This window comes from Vibrio sp. ECSMB14106 (genome assembly GCF_000972265.1).
GTDB classification, from domain to species: Bacteria; Pseudomonadota; Gammaproteobacteria; order Enterobacterales; family Vibrionaceae; genus Vibrio; species Vibrio kanaloae.
Map to the genome: position 1 here is coordinate 231,564 of NZ_LAUM01000003.1, position 15,382 is coordinate 246,945.

Annotated in this window: 14 protein-coding genes and 1 pseudogene; 4 read left to right on the forward strand and 11 right to left on the reverse strand. The window is 43.5% G+C overall.

All coding sequences use genetic code 11. The annotated features are described in order from the left end of the window. Positions 1-16: 16 nt before the first annotated feature. On the forward strand, positions 17-259 hold the full coding sequence (locus tag WR49_RS03120; RefSeq protein WP_012601190.1) for a hypothetical protein: 243 nt from the start codon (positions 17-19) through the stop codon (positions 257-259). 106 nt (positions 260-365) lie between these two features. Here WR49_RS03120 and WR49_RS03125 read toward each other — a convergent pair whose 3' ends face one another. From WR49_RS03125 to WR49_RS03135, 3 genes are all read right to left on the reverse strand, one after another. Continuing rightward, positions 366-3,221: an FAD-binding and (Fe-S)-binding domain-containing protein gene (locus WR49_RS03125; RefSeq protein WP_046223024.1), complete on the reverse strand. Its 2,856-nt coding sequence runs from the start codon at positions 3,219-3,221 to the stop codon at positions 366-368. Between the two features lie 428 nt (positions 3,222-3,649). Further along, entirely contained in the window at positions 3,650-4,789 is a 1,140-nt protein-coding gene (gene lldD / locus WR49_RS03130) for an FMN-dependent L-lactate dehydrogenase LldD (RefSeq protein WP_017054952.1), read from the reverse strand. A gap of 204 nt (positions 4,790-4,993) precedes the next feature. Then, positions 4,994-6,700: an L-lactate permease gene (locus WR49_RS03135; protein WP_046223025.1), complete on the reverse strand. Its 1,707-nt coding sequence runs from the start codon at positions 6,698-6,700 to the stop codon at positions 4,994-4,996. 248 nt (positions 6,701-6,948) lie between these two features. Here WR49_RS03135 and WR49_RS03140 point away from each other — a divergent pair, with 248 nt between their 5' ends. Continuing rightward, positions 6,949-7,866 (forward strand): LysR family transcriptional regulator, encoded by a 918-nt coding sequence (locus WR49_RS03140; protein WP_017054950.1) that lies wholly within the window; start codon positions 6,949-6,951, stop codon positions 7,864-7,866. 322 nt (positions 7,867-8,188) lie between these two features. On the opposite strand, the gene WR49_RS03145 is transcribed toward WR49_RS03140, so the two are convergent. Next, positions 8,189-8,770: a YqaA family protein gene (locus tag WR49_RS03145; protein ID WP_017054949.1), complete on the reverse strand. Its 582-nt coding sequence runs from the start codon at positions 8,768-8,770 to the stop codon at positions 8,189-8,191. A gap of 195 nt (positions 8,771-8,965) precedes the next feature. Beyond that, entirely contained in the window at positions 8,966-9,529 is a 564-nt protein-coding gene (locus tag WR49_RS03150; RefSeq protein WP_017054948.1) for a porin family protein, read from the reverse strand. Positions 9,530-9,978: 449 nt separating this feature from the next. On the opposite strand from WR49_RS03150, the gene WR49_RS21290 reads away from it, so the two are divergent. Continuing rightward, positions 9,979-10,137 (forward strand): hypothetical protein, encoded by a 159-nt coding sequence (locus tag WR49_RS21290; RefSeq protein WP_017054947.1) that lies wholly within the window; start codon positions 9,979-9,981, stop codon positions 10,135-10,137. Between the two features lie 55 nt (positions 10,138-10,192). Here WR49_RS21290 and WR49_RS03155 read toward each other — a convergent pair whose 3' ends face one another. From WR49_RS03155 to WR49_RS03180, 6 genes are all read right to left on the reverse strand, one after another. Beyond that, on the reverse strand, positions 10,193-11,101 hold the full coding sequence (locus WR49_RS03155) for a mechanosensitive ion channel family protein (RefSeq protein ID WP_046223026.1): 909 nt from the start codon (positions 11,099-11,101) through the stop codon (positions 10,193-10,195). Positions 11,102-11,141: 40 nt separating this feature from the next. After that, the gene (locus WR49_RS03160) at positions 11,142-12,755 is read right to left on the reverse strand and encodes a diacylglycerol kinase family protein (RefSeq protein WP_046223027.1); all 1,614 of its coding nucleotides are present in this window, start codon (positions 12,753-12,755) and stop codon (positions 11,142-11,144) included. A 106-nt stretch (positions 12,756-12,861) separates the two neighbouring features. Continuing rightward, positions 12,862-13,290, reverse strand: a complete 429-nt coding sequence (locus WR49_RS03165) for a hemerythrin domain-containing protein (RefSeq protein WP_017054944.1) — start codon at positions 13,288-13,290, stop codon at positions 12,862-12,864. 65 nt (positions 13,291-13,355) lie between these two features. After that, positions 13,356-13,553 carry a hypothetical protein gene (locus WR49_RS03170; protein ID WP_017054943.1) on the reverse strand — a complete coding sequence of 66 codons (198 nt, stop codon included), beginning with the start codon at positions 13,551-13,553 and terminating at the stop codon, positions 13,356-13,358. An 8-nt stretch (positions 13,554-13,561) separates the two neighbouring features. Further along, positions 13,562-13,732, reverse strand: a complete 171-nt coding sequence (locus tag WR49_RS20900) for a DUF1328 domain-containing protein (protein WP_017054942.1) — start codon at positions 13,730-13,732, stop codon at positions 13,562-13,564. A gap of 32 nt (positions 13,733-13,764) precedes the next feature. Next, on the reverse strand, positions 13,765-14,313 hold the full coding sequence (locus WR49_RS03180) for a BON domain-containing protein (RefSeq protein ID WP_046223028.1): 549 nt from the start codon (positions 14,311-14,313) through the stop codon (positions 13,765-13,767). Positions 14,314-14,700: 387 nt separating this feature from the next. On the opposite strand from WR49_RS03180, the pseudogene WR49_RS20905 reads away from it, so the two are divergent. Continuing rightward, positions 14,701-14,805, forward strand: a pseudogene (locus WR49_RS20905) (helix-turn-helix domain-containing protein); the annotation flags it as partial. Positions 14,806-15,382: the final 577 nt, after the last annotated feature.

A 15,382-nucleotide genomic window follows, 5' to 3' on the forward strand; every position in this document is an offset into this window, starting at 1 on the left:
GCGTTAAGGATTCAACATGTATCTTGTTTTGTATTGCCACAATATTGGTATGACTGACTTTTCTTTCTTTGAGACGGAAGATTTCGATAAAGAAGAGGGCTACATCGTGCGAGGTAAGTGGCCGAACGAGAAAGCGTTTCGTGATTACTTAACCAAAGAGTTTGGTGACATGAGCGAATTTCAAGTGATCGACTTAATCGCCAAAGGTGCAGAAGCAGAACACTACTCGCCAGAAGAGTTGATGCGCTTAGCTCTCTAACTGTTAGCTCAGTAGCACGTTTGAAATCGAATAAACAAATGGCAGCCTGATTGGGCTGCCATTTTTCGTTTTAAGCTAGAGCACGTCGCTCGCAGTATGAATGGGGCTATTGCGCCACTTCGTCAACCAAGTACAAGATTGATTGATACGGAATGCCACTGTGATGTGACAAACCGATCTCACAGGTTCGGCTGTTGCTGAATCCACGAGTGCAGTTGCTCGGCACTTGTTCTTTGAGTGGATGTACTGCCGCCTCATTTAGCTCTGGTGTGGTAAAGCCTTTATCACCTGCCCAACCACAGCATTGAATATGTTCAGGAACGATGACCTCTTCGGTACAGGCTTTAGCAAGGCTCAACATCGCGCCTTCCAAACCCATTCGACGAGAGCTACAAGTTACATGCAGCATCACGGTTTCTTGCAACGGCTCAAGTGTCAGGTGCTCAAGCAGGTATTGGTTCACAAACCCTGTCGGCTCTAGTACTTCTAATGGCTTGGTGAATTGCTCAATACTGCGTTTAGCACATGGGCTGGTATCCATTAATACTGGGTATTCACCCTGACGACTCGCTTGCCACAACACTTCTTCGAGCTGTTGAGCTTTAGATTGGGCTAAATCGGTCATCCCTTTGCTGTCGTAAGGCATGCCACAACATTGGTCGTCTAGCTTCTTCGGAAGAATCACCTCAAATCCGGCTTTGTTAAGCAAAGACATGGTCACTTCCGTTAGAGGACGTTGGTCGCCCGCATCGCTTTGTTGTCCCATGGTGCGACTTGCACAGGAAGGGAGGTAAACCACCTTCTTATGATTGCTTGAGGATTCTGCCGTCACTGGGGATGAGACTAGCGAGTGGCTATTGGATTGCGGCATCTCTGGCATCCAAACCGGTGTCGCGCCTTTAGTCATCGAGCGCAAGCCATTGGTTAGCTTACCGACGGTATTTGCGCCTAACACTTTGCTCGCCACTTGGTTGGTTTTGAGGCCAGCCTTAGTCAGCTTGGTGGTGGTCGAGAAGTGATCCGCTGTCCACTTAGCGATTGGCGTAAATTTCTCATACTTGGCAATACGAAGCTTCTTAATCAAATCACCGGTGTTGATTCCCACTGGGCAACGCTCGGCACACAGGCCGGTTGCGGCGCAGGTATCAATACCTTGATATTCAAAGGTTTTTTCTAGTTCGCTTGCTTCTATCTCTTCACCTTCAGCACGGCGGCGTTGTAACTCGCGGTACAGCACGATACGTTGGCGAGGCGATAGGGTTAAGGTACGAGACGGACAAACAGGCTCACAGAAGCCACACTCAATACAGCGGTCGACAAGGTCATCTGCCGCAGGCATTGGCTTCAAATTGGTGATGTGTGAATTCGGGTTGTCGTTGATGATAACGCCGGGGTTGAGCAGCCTTTCTGGATCGAACAGTGCTTTGATCTGTTGCATCAAGGCGTAGCCGTCTTTGCCCCATTCCAATTCCACATAAGGCGCCATGTTGCGGCCAGTGCCGTGTTCCGCTTTCAAAGAACCTTGGTATTTCACAGCGACTAGCTCGGCAACGTCATCCATGAATCCGCCGTAACGGTCGATCTCTTCTTGGCTATCAAAGCCTTGAGTAAACACAAAATGCAGGTTGCCTTCGAGGGCATGGCCGAAAATGATCGCTTCGCTGTAGTCGTATTTGTCGAACAACTCTTGCAGCTCTCGAATACCAGTAGCGAGGTTTTCGACAGGGAAAGCCACGTCTTCAATGATAACGGTCGTACCGACTTCACGAACCGCGCCAACGGCAGGGAACATGCCTTTTCGAATGCCCCATAGGGTTGCGACTGTCTTTGGATCGGAAGTGAAAGGGACAGATTCAACAATCGTGTAATCAGCTAATGCATCCAAAATTGATTTACATTGTAAATCTAAGTCCGGCTGGGAGCTGGCGTGTGATTCAACCAAAATAGCCGCAGCTTCTAAGTTTAGGCTCGACATAAAGGCAGGCATACCCGGCTTATCAGCCACTGAACGGAGTGCTCTGCCATCCATCAATTCAACGGCCGCAACCGGCGTTTTTGATAGCGTAGTCACGGCTTTACTGGCTTGTTCTATGTCGGCAAACACCAACAGAGCCGAAGCTTTGTTTGGGTGTTCGATAACCGTGTTGTAGGTGATCTCTGCGATGAAGCCTAGCGTGCCTTCAGAGCCAATCATCAAGTGTTTGATGATCTCAATTGGATCGTGGTAATCGACCAAGGCATTGAGTGCATAGCCTGTAGTGTTTTTAAGGCGGTATTTATGGCGGATTCTGTCTGCCAGTTCTTGATTCGAGCTAGTCTGTCTGTGTAAATCAACAATGCCTTCAAATAGCGCTTTGTGTGATTGCTTGAACGCCTCGACGCTAGCACTGTCTGCGGTATCAAGTAGGGAACCATCACTCAATACGATTTTCATGCTCTCGACGGTGCGATAAGAGTTTTGCGCAGTACCACAACACATGCCACTGGCGTTATTCGCCGCTATACCACCGATTTTACAAGTATTGATTGAAGCTGGATCTGGGCCGATTTTACGTTGGAAAGGGGCAAGGTATTTGTTGGCATCTGCGCCAATCACACCGGGCTGAAGAATGATCTGATTGCCGTTGTCTACGATTTCGTGGCCGCGCCAGTCGTCGGTCAGTGTGATGAGTACCGAGTCTGAAACGGCTTGTCCTGAAAGACTGGTGCCTGCTGCACGGAAAGTAAAATGGGTACCGAGTTCACGACAGCTTTGAATGGTGAATATCACTTCGTCTAAGTTCTTGAGCCTTAGAACCATTTTCGGCACCAAGCGATAAAAACTCGCATCGGTGCCGTAAGCCAAGCGCTTTGCCTCTTGCGTGACAATGCGTTCTGTTTCTATTTTTTGAGCCAGTATCGCTTCAAGCTGCTGATAAGCTTGTGCGTCTACTACTTGCTCATGGGATGTGTTTGTCTCCATCTTTGCTTCCTTGTGCTTCTTATTTGGCACTGATTAGGGCGTGTTGACCTTTCGTGGTTAAATTTTGTTCGAGATAAAAGCGTTTTAATCGCGGCGAGGGGGAAGTAGCCTAGTCACTCTAAGCAAATCCCCCTCAACAAAGAGTAAAACGCTTTTAGCCGAACCCTTCGGGCAGCGTTTGCTGGCCATTTCTACTACGTTATCGGCTTCTCATGTAGGCTAGCTACACATCGACGCCTCTGCCTTGTATAAATACCCAGCAACTCGCTGCAAAAATCAGCTCGAAAGATCAACACGCCCTAGCTTTTTATTTATTTTCCAGTGCTTAAACGGTGTCACAACGGCAGTGTAATTGCTGTGACACCGATTGAACTTCAGTCGAAGTAGACCAAAGCATTAGTCCGAATCCGAACCTAAGTCGTTGAGGTTTAATCTAGCCCCACCAGAGAATCACGGGTTAAGTCTTTGATTGTCTTGGCGCCAGTTAGAGTCATCGCAACGCGCATCTCTTTGTCGTAAAGGTCGAGTAGGTTCTCAACACCTGCTTGTCCTTGCGCTGCTAACGCGTAGACGAAAGAGCGACCAAGCAAGGTGCAGTCTGCGCCCATCGCCATCATACGAACCACATCTAAGCCAGTACGAATGCCAGAGTCGACCAGAATCTTGGTGTCGCCTTTTACTGCATCTGCAATTGCAGGCAAGGCTTTGGCACTCGATAGAACACCATCAAGCTGACGACCACCGTGGTTTGAAACCACAATGCCGTCTGCGCCAAATCTCACGGCATCTTTTGCATCTTCTTCATCAAGAATGCCTTTAATGACCATTGGGCCATCCCAGAAATCACGGATCCACTCTAGGTCTTTCCATGAAATCGACGGGTCGAAGTTGTCACCCAACCAACCGATGTAGTCTTCAAGTTTGGTTGGAGAACCGCGGTAAGTAGAGATATTGCCAAGATCGTGTGGTTTACCCAACAAACCAACATCAACAGCCCAACTAGGATGACGCATCGATTGAAATACACGACGCATCGCTGCATTTGGGCCGCTCATTCCTGAGTGCATGTCACGGTAGCGAGCACCCGGTACGGGCATATCAACCGTGAAGACTAGTGTGGTTACGCCTGCTGCTTTTGCGCGTTCAAGAACGTTCTTCATGAAGCCACGGTCTTTTAGCACGTAAAGTTGAAACCACATTGGGCGTTCAATCTTAGGTGCCACTTCTTCAATCGGGCACACCGACACGGTCGACATCGTAAAAGGGATGCCTTTATTGTCTGCGGCTTTTGCTGCTTGTACTTCACCACGTCGTGCGTACATGCCCGTTAGGCCAACCGGCGCTAAGGCAATCGGCATCGCTAGCTTTTCACCAAACAACTCGGTTTCTAAATTTAGTTCCGACATGTCATTGAGGACACGCTGCTTGAGCGCAATCTCAGCAAGGTCAGCCGTGTTACGGCGTAGGGTATGCTCTCCGTAAGAGCCGCCATCAATGTAGTGGAAAAGAAACGGAGGCAGTTTCGCTTTTGCTGCGGCGCGGTAATCAGTCGATGCGGATATGATCATAATTTCAGTCCTAAATTCTTGGGATGTTGCCCTTCTATGAGAGCTTAGCTTGGGCTGCATGTTTTCTTTATAAAATGGCGTTAATACCCGAAGGGTTGATGTGTTCTAGTGTCCATTCCGAAACTCATCAACTGTCTTATGAGACGGTGTTGCAGTCGGGGGAATTGGGTACTAACGCCAAGTGCTTTAGTAACGACTTATGGTTTACATAAGCACGTCTGTCATTTTGAATCCGTAGATAACTACGAGGCCGATGATTCCACTCATTACTAAGTAGTAGAACGTTGGGATAATTGTTTTACGCAGTGTTGCACCTTCACGCCCTAGTAGACCAACCGTTGCCGATGCGGCGACCACGTTGTGAATCGCAATCATGTTACCGGCGGCGGCACCCACGGCTTGCAGGGAGACAACTACAACGCTAGATATATTCAGAGTTTGCGCGACTTCGAACTGAAATTGGCTGAACATCATGTTCGATACTGTGTTCGAACCTGCAATGAATGCACCTAAAGCACCAACTGTTGCACTCAGCGCGGGGAATGCTCCGCCCACTAAGTCAGCCGCGAAATTCGCAGTGGTTACTGGCATACTTGCCAAATCAGCACCGTTCACGCCAGAGTTAATGAAGATACGTACCATCGGGATAGTGAACACCAGCACAAAGCCTGCACCAATCAGGGTTTTACTTGATTCACCAAAGGCTTTTACTAAAGGTGCTGCGCTGCGTGACTGTATTAGAACTGCAACTAATGCTACGAATACTAAGATACCGCCAGGTAGATATAGAGGTTGAATCGCTGTACTTACGCCTGTCTCGCCAAGGATGTTACTGAAAGAAAGGCTAACGCTCTTAAGTAGGCCTTTGAACTCAGGGCTCACACGGCTAGCAACTAGAATGACAGCGAGCAGTACATAAGGTGCCCACGCCATCGCCATGCTCATTTTTTTATGATCTTGCTTATTGTTTGAATGAGTGTCGTCTAAATCGACCTTCAAAGAACCTAGCCATTCAGCAGGCCATTTGTCTTCGCTTTCGAAATCCCACTTTGACTTTGGAACAAGGAAGCCACGTTTCGCTGCCGTTACTACAACCGCAAGGCCAACCAAACCACCAATTAGTGATGGGAACTCAGCACCTAGGAAGACACCAGTGAGTGCGTAAGGAATGGTGAAAGCAGCCCCTGCGAACAGTGCGAACGGCAGGATATCTAAACCTTCAGTCCAACTTTTGTTCTTGCCGAAGAAACGAGTCAGCATCATCGCCATCAATACAGGAATCATCACACCAACGCAGGCGTGGATGATTGCAACACTTGATGTGATCTGTTGTAGGTAAGCATCCCATGTTGAACCATTGGCAATTAGGCTTTCACCGATGTTGTGCGTATCCAAACCTTTGTTCACACCAACGATGATAGGTGTACCAACCGCGCCGAACGATACCGGTGTAGATTGGATCATCATGCCCATCAATACCGCAGCCAGCGCTGGGAAGCCGATAGCAACCAATAGTGGTGCAGCGATGGCAGCCGGTGTGCCGAAGCCAGATGCGCCCTCAATGAATGAACCAAAACACCAAGCAATGATGATTGCCTGAACACGACGGTCTGCTGATATGTCAGTAAATCCGTTGCGAATGGTGGTGATAGCTCCGGTGTGTTTCAAAGTGTTTAATAAGAAGATAGCGCCAAACACAATCCAGAGAACCGACACCGTAATGCCGAAGCCTTGGAATACGGAAGCCAGCACGCGAGTGCCAGACATATCCCAACTTAATAAGGCGATAGCAACGGTCAATGCAAATGCCACTGGCATCGCTTTTTTCGCAGGCCAATTCAGGCCAACCAGCAGAATCGCTGCAACAACTATTGGTGAAAAGGCCAATAGAGCCAGTAGAGTTTCACTCATGGGTACTTCCTCGTACTTGTTTTTCAAACGTTCATGTTTGAAGTGAATAACACGTCATTAGTTTTGTAGGTGTAATTTGAACCCTGTAGATTCAATTGTTGTAATTAGAGTGTCTTTATTTTTAATCGATCTGATTGCAAAAGCTGTTTTTGTAATTGTTTTGTTAATTTGGCGTGAATCTACCCCTTTATTTTTTATTGATATAGGGAAATAATGAAAATAATTAATTCCAAAATTGGCATAATCAGATGCGAGCAGATGATTTGATCCTGTTTTCACAGGTAGTGGAGCTGGGTAGTTTTAGTAAGGTTGCAGAGCAAAATAACCTTACAAATTCGGTAGTTAGTAAGAGAATTGCGCGTTTGGAAGAAGAGATTGGCGTGCAATTGTTATATCGAACAACACGTAAATTAACGCTTACCGAGGCGGGTAAGGCGATGTTACATAGCGCCAAAAATGTGAAGCAGGCGGCTCAAGAGGCTATGGATGCTGTTTCAGGCTTTGGTGAAAATGTCAGTGGTCACATCAAAATGTCAGTGCCTACTATCTCCGGAGATTTGATTCTCGCAGACGCTGTTGCTGAATTTTGTAATATGCACCCAGGTTTAACAGTCGACATGTCTCTTAATAATCGATTTGTTGATTTGGTCGAGGATGGCCTCGACTTGGTGATTCGAACCGGTTATTTGGAAGACTCAAGCTTAATTGCACGTCATATATTGGATTCACAATGGGTGGTGTGTGCTTCCCCATCTTATATAGCAAAAAACGGTAAGCCTATGCTGCCCAAAGAGTTAGTTGAGCACAATTGCTTGCAGTACGCTTACCAAACAACGGGTGCCAGTGAATGGCAATTTTTGCATAGTAAAGACGGTTTCACCGATAACGATAAATACATCGTGCGTGTCTCGGGCTCTTTCTCGACAGACAACGCGACCGCTTTACGCAAAGCGGCCTTGGGTGGTCACGGTATCGCGTATGTACCGCGTTGTTTGGTTTATCACGATATTCGCAACGGCCAGCTGGTGGATATCTTCCCTGACTTAGTCGGTAAAAAGCTGGGTATTTATGCGGTGTACCCATTTACTCGCCAGCCGCCAAACAAGATTAAGTTATTGATTGAACACATCAGAACTCGCTACCTGACGATTTCACACTATTTTTAAGCTATGAGTTTGAAGCTTAGGTTTCCAAAGTTACAGCTTCCAAACAACGTTATAGCGTTACCATCACTTTAAATAAGGATCACGATGAGCTATTTAAAAGAGTATCAATAATCTTGCTCAGATTTACTCGTTAAGTCGATAAACTTATTCTCCAATTATAAGAGTCCTTGAAGTTTGGCTTTTGGGGGGGAGTTTCTGCGCAAGCAATGCTGTTCATCCATGTTGTTAACTAATAATCTAGTTAACTGGAGTGGTAAATACTCGAAAGGTTCACAAAAGAAAGCTAATGCGAGTAATCGAACCTTCAATGAACACCAGTAAACTATCTACCATTCATACTTAGGTACCAAGCGACTATTAATACCAACGTTATAAGGCCTAATGTTGCAAATTGATATTTTTTTATCAGTTCTTCTGCTTTGTTCCCAGCAATATATACTACCAACGCGATACCAAAGTACCTAATGGCACGAGATAAGCCTGTAGCGAGTAGAAATAAAGGGAGTGAAAAATGAGTAGCTCCTGCTGCCAACATAGCAATTTGGAAAGGAATGGGTGCGATGCCCAAGGTCATGACAAACCAGAAACCCTCGGTTCTTATCCGTAGCATGGCAGTATCTAATTTTTGCTCTGTTACCCAATGAGTGACTACCCAGTCACGTAGTAGTTCGAAAATATAGTAACCAAACGCATACCCCAACAGTGCGCCGACAACACAGCCTAGAGTCGCCATAAGTGCAACTTGCCAAAGCTTATCGCGTCGTTTTTGCAACAACGGAATAAGCAATACTTCCAATGGAATAGGTACAATCGTAGATTCAAGAAGAGAGGCAGTGAAAACACCACTCAACATATTTTGAGACTCAATCAAGTCTTTGGCTTTTCGTTTTAGTATTTTAAGCATGAAATTTTCATCCTTCAAAGTGGTACGGATTGAGCCTTAAAAGCTAACTGCGCCTCTCTTTGTCAATAGATCATAATAACTTTCCTCTTCGTGCATCATTCAGGCTTATTTGATTAGCTTAGAAATAGCCCACCCTGCTATAAAACACATCCAGATCCTAACACCACTTTATTAAACTCAGTCTTATGAACCGCATTAGAATCGATATTCCACACCTAACGATACTTGGTTAAAATCTGTTTCTGTGCTTGCACCATTCGTAACATTCTCTGCATTGAGTTCTACGTCGTACCACATATATTCAGCATTGATTAAGAATTGATCTGTCATTTTGAAACCCACACCGGCGCCAGCGAATACACCTTCGTCGTCTTTACTGCCCCTGAAGTCCGCAATATTGTAGTCTGTCGTGTACCACATTTGACCACCTTTTGCGTAAAGATCAACACGCTTAGCAATAGGAGCTATAACTTTTAGAGCAGCGGTATAGCCGTCTGTTTCGGTATTAGCTAAATTATTACCATAGCTACCAAAATCAATATACCCCCCCTCTAACGCTAAGTAAGGGTTAAAACGATAACCGACTAAACCTTGAGTAGCATCGCTGTCATCATCAAAGTCATCTTGCCCATCAACTTTCAAATAACCATAGTTGGCACCCACATAAACACCATGCTCGTTGGAGTCCGCAGCGTGTGAAAGAGTATTAAAGGTTGTTAAAGTAAAAAGGCTAATCAAAGTAACAACATTGCTTTTCATTTCGTTCTCCTAATATAAGTTCCATTCAAATATCGATTTATATAGAGCAAAAGAAATGCCAACTTTAAAAACCACTAAAAGCATACTAAAACTAACATAACATTAACAAAATCCGGTTGAATATCGATAAAGGAACAAAAATTAATCTATTTATTACCTTATAAAAACATTTTAATATTAAGGTAAATACACATCGTGAAAAATATTCTTGTTGTTATGTAACTTTTTCAAAAAAATAATAAACATAGATTTTTCTAAACTCGATTCGAAACCACCTATTATTTAGTGAAATTTTAAAATAAATGTGATGACTCTAATTACCAGTTAAGGTGAGAGCATGAAAACGAAGCTATTAGTCGTTTGGGATAGGCTATGTTGCCCAAAGGGTTTATCATGGATACTCATTGCAAAGTACCCTCAGATAATGCGTTCACAACACAGGTATTTGCATGGTTTCATGCCTATCTTACTTCTTCGAATGGATTGAGTACTGCCGAAAACCAGAAAAGCCATCGCTTAACATCACAAGCACTGAAAATCAGGGTGATGGCAATGGCTTGGCTCAAACTGAGGTTAACAATGACAAGCAAACACCGCCAGCATCATAAGAGGCCGTGTGACGTGTGCTCATGAACAATTACATCTTAGCGACATTATTCGTTACTATGCTTGATAGGCTTTCTCCTCCTTTCTCCTCCTTTCTCCTCCTTTCGCCTCAAAGTCCAGTGTTCGGATAGGAAACGGAATCGTGATACCAGCATCCGACAGTGATTCCTTAATCGCTACAATGCTGTCATTTTGTGCTTCCATGTAACCAAAGTCGCCAGGGTAATCAATCCAAAACCATACCAACAAATTGATGCTACTATCGGCGAAACTAGCAGCATGAACCGCTGTGTCTTCGTGGTTGCTCACATAAGGTTTTTGATTAATAGCTTCTATTATTACTTTGGTCGCTAAATTAGGACAGTCCGCGTATGAGATACCGACAGGAATTTCTATTTTTCTGAGACCTTTTCGGCTGTAGTTCGTCAATATGTTACGAAAAACCATTTTATTTGGAATCATGACGTGCTGACCTGAAAACGTCTCTACAAGAGTATTGCGCAAATTAATTTGAATAACTTGCCCCATAACGCTGTTGGATTCGACAATATCGCCTATTTTAAATGGCTTGCGGATACTCATCGTGATCCCTGAAATCAGGTTTTCGGTCATATCTTGAAAAGCAAAACCAATAGCAAGCCCCAAAATACCCGCCCCTGCTAGGAGTGATGTAACCGTACCTTGCAATCCAACAAAGTCTAAAGCGACAAAAAAACCGACGGTTATAATGATCACTTTAACAATCGATGCTAATAAGTTGGTTGCTTCCTTTGAATCTACGACTCGGTTGCTCAAGTTCCTAAATAATCGACCGCCTAGGTTGGCGATAAAGATAAAAGCAAACAACGTAAAGAGCGCAACAATAAGATTAGGAATCAACTTGATGGTTTCAACAAGCCAATGCTCCAGCTTTTGCTCAATTAAATGGTTAAACTTCTCAATGTCGAAAGAGAGATTCATCTCCATGGTGATGTCCTTCATTCATGATTGGTCTTGTGATCAGTGACTATGGAATGCAAACGGATAAAGCTTGGCTTTTGATGCTTATCTCAAGTGATTCAGCGGAGAACTTTTCTCCATCAATGACATAGTGGATCGGTCGATTTGAGTCTATTTTGACTTGCTTTGCAGGCTCATAGTCAAAAAATGAGACTTGTTCTTTGAGGCCTAAGCTTGAAAGCAACACATCAGACAGCGCTAACGTTCTTTCTCCAAGCGAAGCGGTATTTTCTAAATAGGTAATATGCAATTGACCATCATCAGGTCTTGGCTCTTTCCCCCCTTGGGCAAGGACCGTGCTAAAAGGCGACGTGTTGGCAACCACTAAGCTTTGTAATTCAGCTTCTCGTGTTGGCCCCCCATCCTTAGTGACTTCAAACCACTGGCTTTCTCCTGCTACAACCGCAGAAAATAAACCCGACAAGTAAGCAAGTTGGCCATTTTTATTTTTCTGTTCACGATGAGCGTAATCAATCATCTTCTCTTCAAACCCAATACCAAGAATAAGCAGTATTGGCTGGTCGTTACAGTACGCCAAATCCATTTTTTTAGACTTGCCAGATAGAATAGCCTCGCAGGCCTTTTCAACCGGTGATACTTTTGTCGCAAAACCATAGAGCACATGGCATAAAGCATTTGCCGTACCCAATGGGATAACCCCGAGTGCCGTGTCTGTCCCCGCGATTTGTCTTGCCACCTCGCTGACGGTGCCGTCTCCGCCAGAGACGATGATATGAGAAGTATTTCGATCTTTTGCTTGTTCGGCTAGAGATTCCGCTGATACTTCTTTACTGGTGGTCACTATGTCTAAATTGAACTTTTGGGTAAGCTCTCGAATAACCTGCTGCTCACTCGTTTGCCATTTGCCTCCACCTGCAACAGGGTTAGCAATTAGGCAGCATTTGTCTTCAAGATTGAGCAGCCCCTTATCACTGATAGCATTCAGCACCTTTAGTTGCTTTTTGTTCAACTGTGCAGTGCTTCGTACATCATTGATATTTTTGAGCACTTGCTCCACGCTCAGAGATGGATTTTTCGCTAACAGGTATGCTGCAACCACAAACACAGAGCGACCACGGCCAAGTGCACAATGAACAACTACGGACCTTGATTGGCTTATCTGAGTATCTATCCAATTAAGGGCATGTTTAAGCTTGCGTAACTTAGGGGCTTGATGGTCAAGTACCGGGGTATTGAGGTAATGAAACTCTTCGCTGGTCATCGCACTCTCTAACCCCGAAAATTCTGCGGTGACATCAACAATACACGTTATGTTTTGAGATTGTAGAAATGACAAATCGGAGGGGAGTAGACGTCGAGAAACATATAAACCTTCTCCCACCTGCTGTATGGGATCGACTTTATCTCTTTTTATAGCCCAAGTATTGTATAAACGAATACCTAGAAAAAAAGGAATAAACGCCCACCTGATCCACCAGGCTATTTTGCCATCATTATTTTTTCTAAATATGGATGGCATCTCGAAGATATAAGCTGCACTAACGATAGACATCGATAGCCCTGACCAAACCAATAGTAAGCTGAATAATAAATTGGGAATAAATGCTGCTATAGAAAAACAAGCGATAGCAATGAGTATATAGTACTTAACGATAAACATAGTGAGGCCTTAATTTCTCTGTGTATAAAAAAGCGGGCCCATAAATGGGCCCAAGTTGTTAAACTAAAACCTACGCTTCACTATCCAACATAGGTGACACTTCGAATCAAGCCATCTCTTGCTCATATTTTAGAGCCAAAGTTTCTTTCTGATCTGAGTCTAAAACTTTGCCAGCCGTTTGAAAGAAATGCTGCTCTTCTTCTTCTAAATGATGCTCTACTTTGTGTTTAAGTGTCTTCATCAGTGTGAGCCAAGTTGGTGAGGACATTTCGGTGTCATCGAGCTGAGCAAGCACCTTATCAATACCGTGGTGTTCAGCAATACCGTGCCTAGTCATATCAACGGATTGATCACTCTCTATTAAAGGTGCGTAGAAGTGTCGCTCTTCCGCGACCGCATGCTTAGTTAATTCTTCTTTAAGATTGGAGTAGAACTCTTGCCTAGCCTGAGTATCTCCTGATGTTTGGAGTATCGCATCCATCAAAAGCCGTTGCTTCTCATGGCTGTCTTTAAGCACATCAAATATGTTTTTCATATCTAGCTCCTGCTTCAATTCTTTTTATGAGGATCAGATGATTTAATTCGTGAGTTAATGCCTTTTTAGCAGTCCGGATCTTCCGTACCAAGTTGCTCTTTCACGTTCTCACAGCCGTCCTCTATCTGATTTTGAGCTTCCTCTACCGCTTCATCAGCGCTTTCACCAGCTTTTTCTAAGGGGCCGTCGTCACTACATGCGGAAAGCGTAAAAGCAAAACCTGTTGCCAATAGGAAACGGAAAATAACTGTGCTTATATTCATAAAAACTCCTAACTCTTATCTTTGTTAACTAAACTCATTACCATCGATACAAGCAGCGAAATAGCAAATATATAAAACATAACTTTAGCTACTGTTGCCGCAGCGCCTGCTATACCACCAAATCCAAATAAAGCTGCTATGATGGCAAGAATAAAAAATATTAAAGTCCAGCGAAGCATAATGATCTCTCTTATATCTGTTGGTAAATTTATTATTGAATTACTTCAAGTTTATCAATGACCTTATCAACATCGGATGTATTACGAGCAATAGATAGCGCAAGGTCATGTTCCGTATCTGACGTCACTGAACCCTTTAATACCACAGTGTTTTCTTTAGTTTCCACTTCAATATCAGTACCACTGACTCCCGTATTCATTAATAGTCGAGTCTTAACAATGGTCGTTATTTTGGTATCCGTTAAGACCTGTGTTGATTCTTTATTTTTATCTTTTTCATTATCGATGACCGTAAGTTCATTCTTCACCGACTTAACATCATCAAAACTTAATACTAATTCTTCGGCAAGGGCTTTTTCTGTCTGGTTTTCAACTGAGCCCGTTAAAGTTACAACCTGGTCTTTAACATAAGTGTTAATATCAAAAGAGTTCAAATTAGAATTAAGTAATAGTGTCGTTTCTGCTTTACCATCAATCCAAGCATCTAGCGTATCTTCTTTCCACATGCTATCTGCAACCGCTGCAGAAGAAGAAGTAGCAATAACCGTTGTTAGTAGAATTTTACTTGCAAAATTTTTCATCATTTATCTCCTTTTTTGTACTTGTATTATCACTAAAGCAAACCATATGCCAAAAATTCAAGTGATTGAATTTAAAGGATTTAAATAAAAAGCAAAAATAGTCTTAATATTTTCAATGATGGAAATTGAATAATTTACAAGGAGTATTTGTAAAAAATATAAATATTTACCTCGTCCGAATTAGTGATACACCATAATAATATTGCCCGATTTTTATCTATCATTTAAAATACTCACTCAGTATTATTCACAAAAAATGCGGAAGAAAAGCAGGAAGAGGGGAAAAATATCCACAAGTGACTTAGACCAGTTTGATATGTTAGTCGGCTCATCAAAGACCAATGCATAACTTGTATCGCACCCTCAGAGCGGACGATACGATTAGAGATGAACACTCTTGAAGAAAATGAAGGCAACAAAAAAGAAACATCAGAGGATTTAGGAATAAGCGTAAAAACGCTCTACAACAAGCTGGAGAAGTATCAGAGTTAGATAAATTATTCACTGTTCTGAAGTAAAGAAAGCTCAACTCTGTTAAAGGTGGCGAGGCATATTACTTACTGCCAGATTCCATTTCCTGAATATAATTGTTGAACAAACCAAGTGCTTCTTCTCTATGCAAGCAAATTGTAGGATCTGTTCTAATAGAGTACCTGCCTGAGTCGTTTCTGCCGGGCGCTGTGATCAAAATGCCACTGCTTATGGGGTATCGAGTCTTTCTGTATGTCAAATGTGGCTGCTTGCCATACCAGTAGTTATTTACAACATTTCTTATGTTTAATTTTTCAAAACTCATTTTTGTCCAAAAACGTTTTCAAAGTTGATTAATATTTAATCCGACTTTACGTATTGGATGTCAGCTAACCCTGTTAAGAGCCGCCAATCTGAGCAAGCCTTCATAATCACGGAGTTGATTTTTCATATAAGCCAGAAACGAAAAATGTCGCATCCATGCGACATTTCTCTTTTGGCGGCCAAACCAGTTTTACTATATCCATTCTAGATTTCAATCCATTCTATTCTTCATATTTGGAGCTGCAACTCCAACTATTTTGAGTATAGATACTTA

Bases quoted from the DNA above. Each gene is read 5' to 3' on its own strand.
- WR49_RS03120 (WP_012601190.1), top strand. From the start codon at position 17: ATGTATCTTGTTTTGTATTGCCACAATATTGGTATGACTGACTTTTCT.
- WR49_RS03125 (WP_046223024.1), bottom strand. From the start codon at position 3,221: ATGGAGACAAACACATCCCATGAGCAAGTAGTAGACGCACAAGCTTAT.
- lldD (WP_017054952.1), bottom strand. From the start codon at position 4,789: ATGATCATATCCGCATCGACTGATTACCGCGCCGCAGCAAAAGCGAAA.
- WR49_RS03135 (WP_046223025.1), bottom strand. From the start codon at position 6,700: ATGAGTGAAACTCTACTGGCTCTATTGGCCTTTTCACCAATAGTTGTT.
- WR49_RS03140 (WP_017054950.1), top strand. From the start codon at position 6,949: ATGCGAGCAGATGATTTGATCCTGTTTTCACAGGTAGTGGAGCTGGGT.
- WR49_RS03145 (WP_017054949.1), bottom strand. From the start codon at position 8,770: ATGCTTAAAATACTAAAACGAAAAGCCAAAGACTTGATTGAGTCTCAA.
- WR49_RS03150 (WP_017054948.1), bottom strand. From the start codon at position 9,529: ATGAAAAGCAATGTTGTTACTTTGATTAGCCTTTTTACTTTAACAACC.
- WR49_RS21290 (WP_017054947.1), top strand. From the start codon at position 9,979: ATGGTTTCATGCCTATCTTACTTCTTCGAATGGATTGAGTACTGCCGA.
- WR49_RS03155 (WP_046223026.1), bottom strand. From the start codon at position 11,101: ATGGAGATGAATCTCTCTTTCGACATTGAGAAGTTTAACCATTTAATT.
- WR49_RS03160 (WP_046223027.1), bottom strand. From the start codon at position 12,755: ATGTTTATCGTTAAGTACTATATACTCATTGCTATCGCTTGTTTTTCT.
- WR49_RS03165 (WP_017054944.1), bottom strand. From the start codon at position 13,290: ATGAAAAACATATTTGATGTGCTTAAAGACAGCCATGAGAAGCAACGG.
- WR49_RS03170 (WP_017054943.1), bottom strand. From the start codon at position 13,553: ATGAATATAAGCACAGTTATTTTCCGTTTCCTATTGGCAACAGGTTTT.
- WR49_RS20900 (WP_017054942.1), bottom strand. From the start codon at position 13,732: ATGCTTCGCTGGACTTTAATATTTTTTATTCTTGCCATCATAGCAGCT.
- WR49_RS03180 (WP_046223028.1), bottom strand. From the start codon at position 14,313: ATGAAAAATTTTGCAAGTAAAATTCTACTAACAACGGTTATTGCTACT.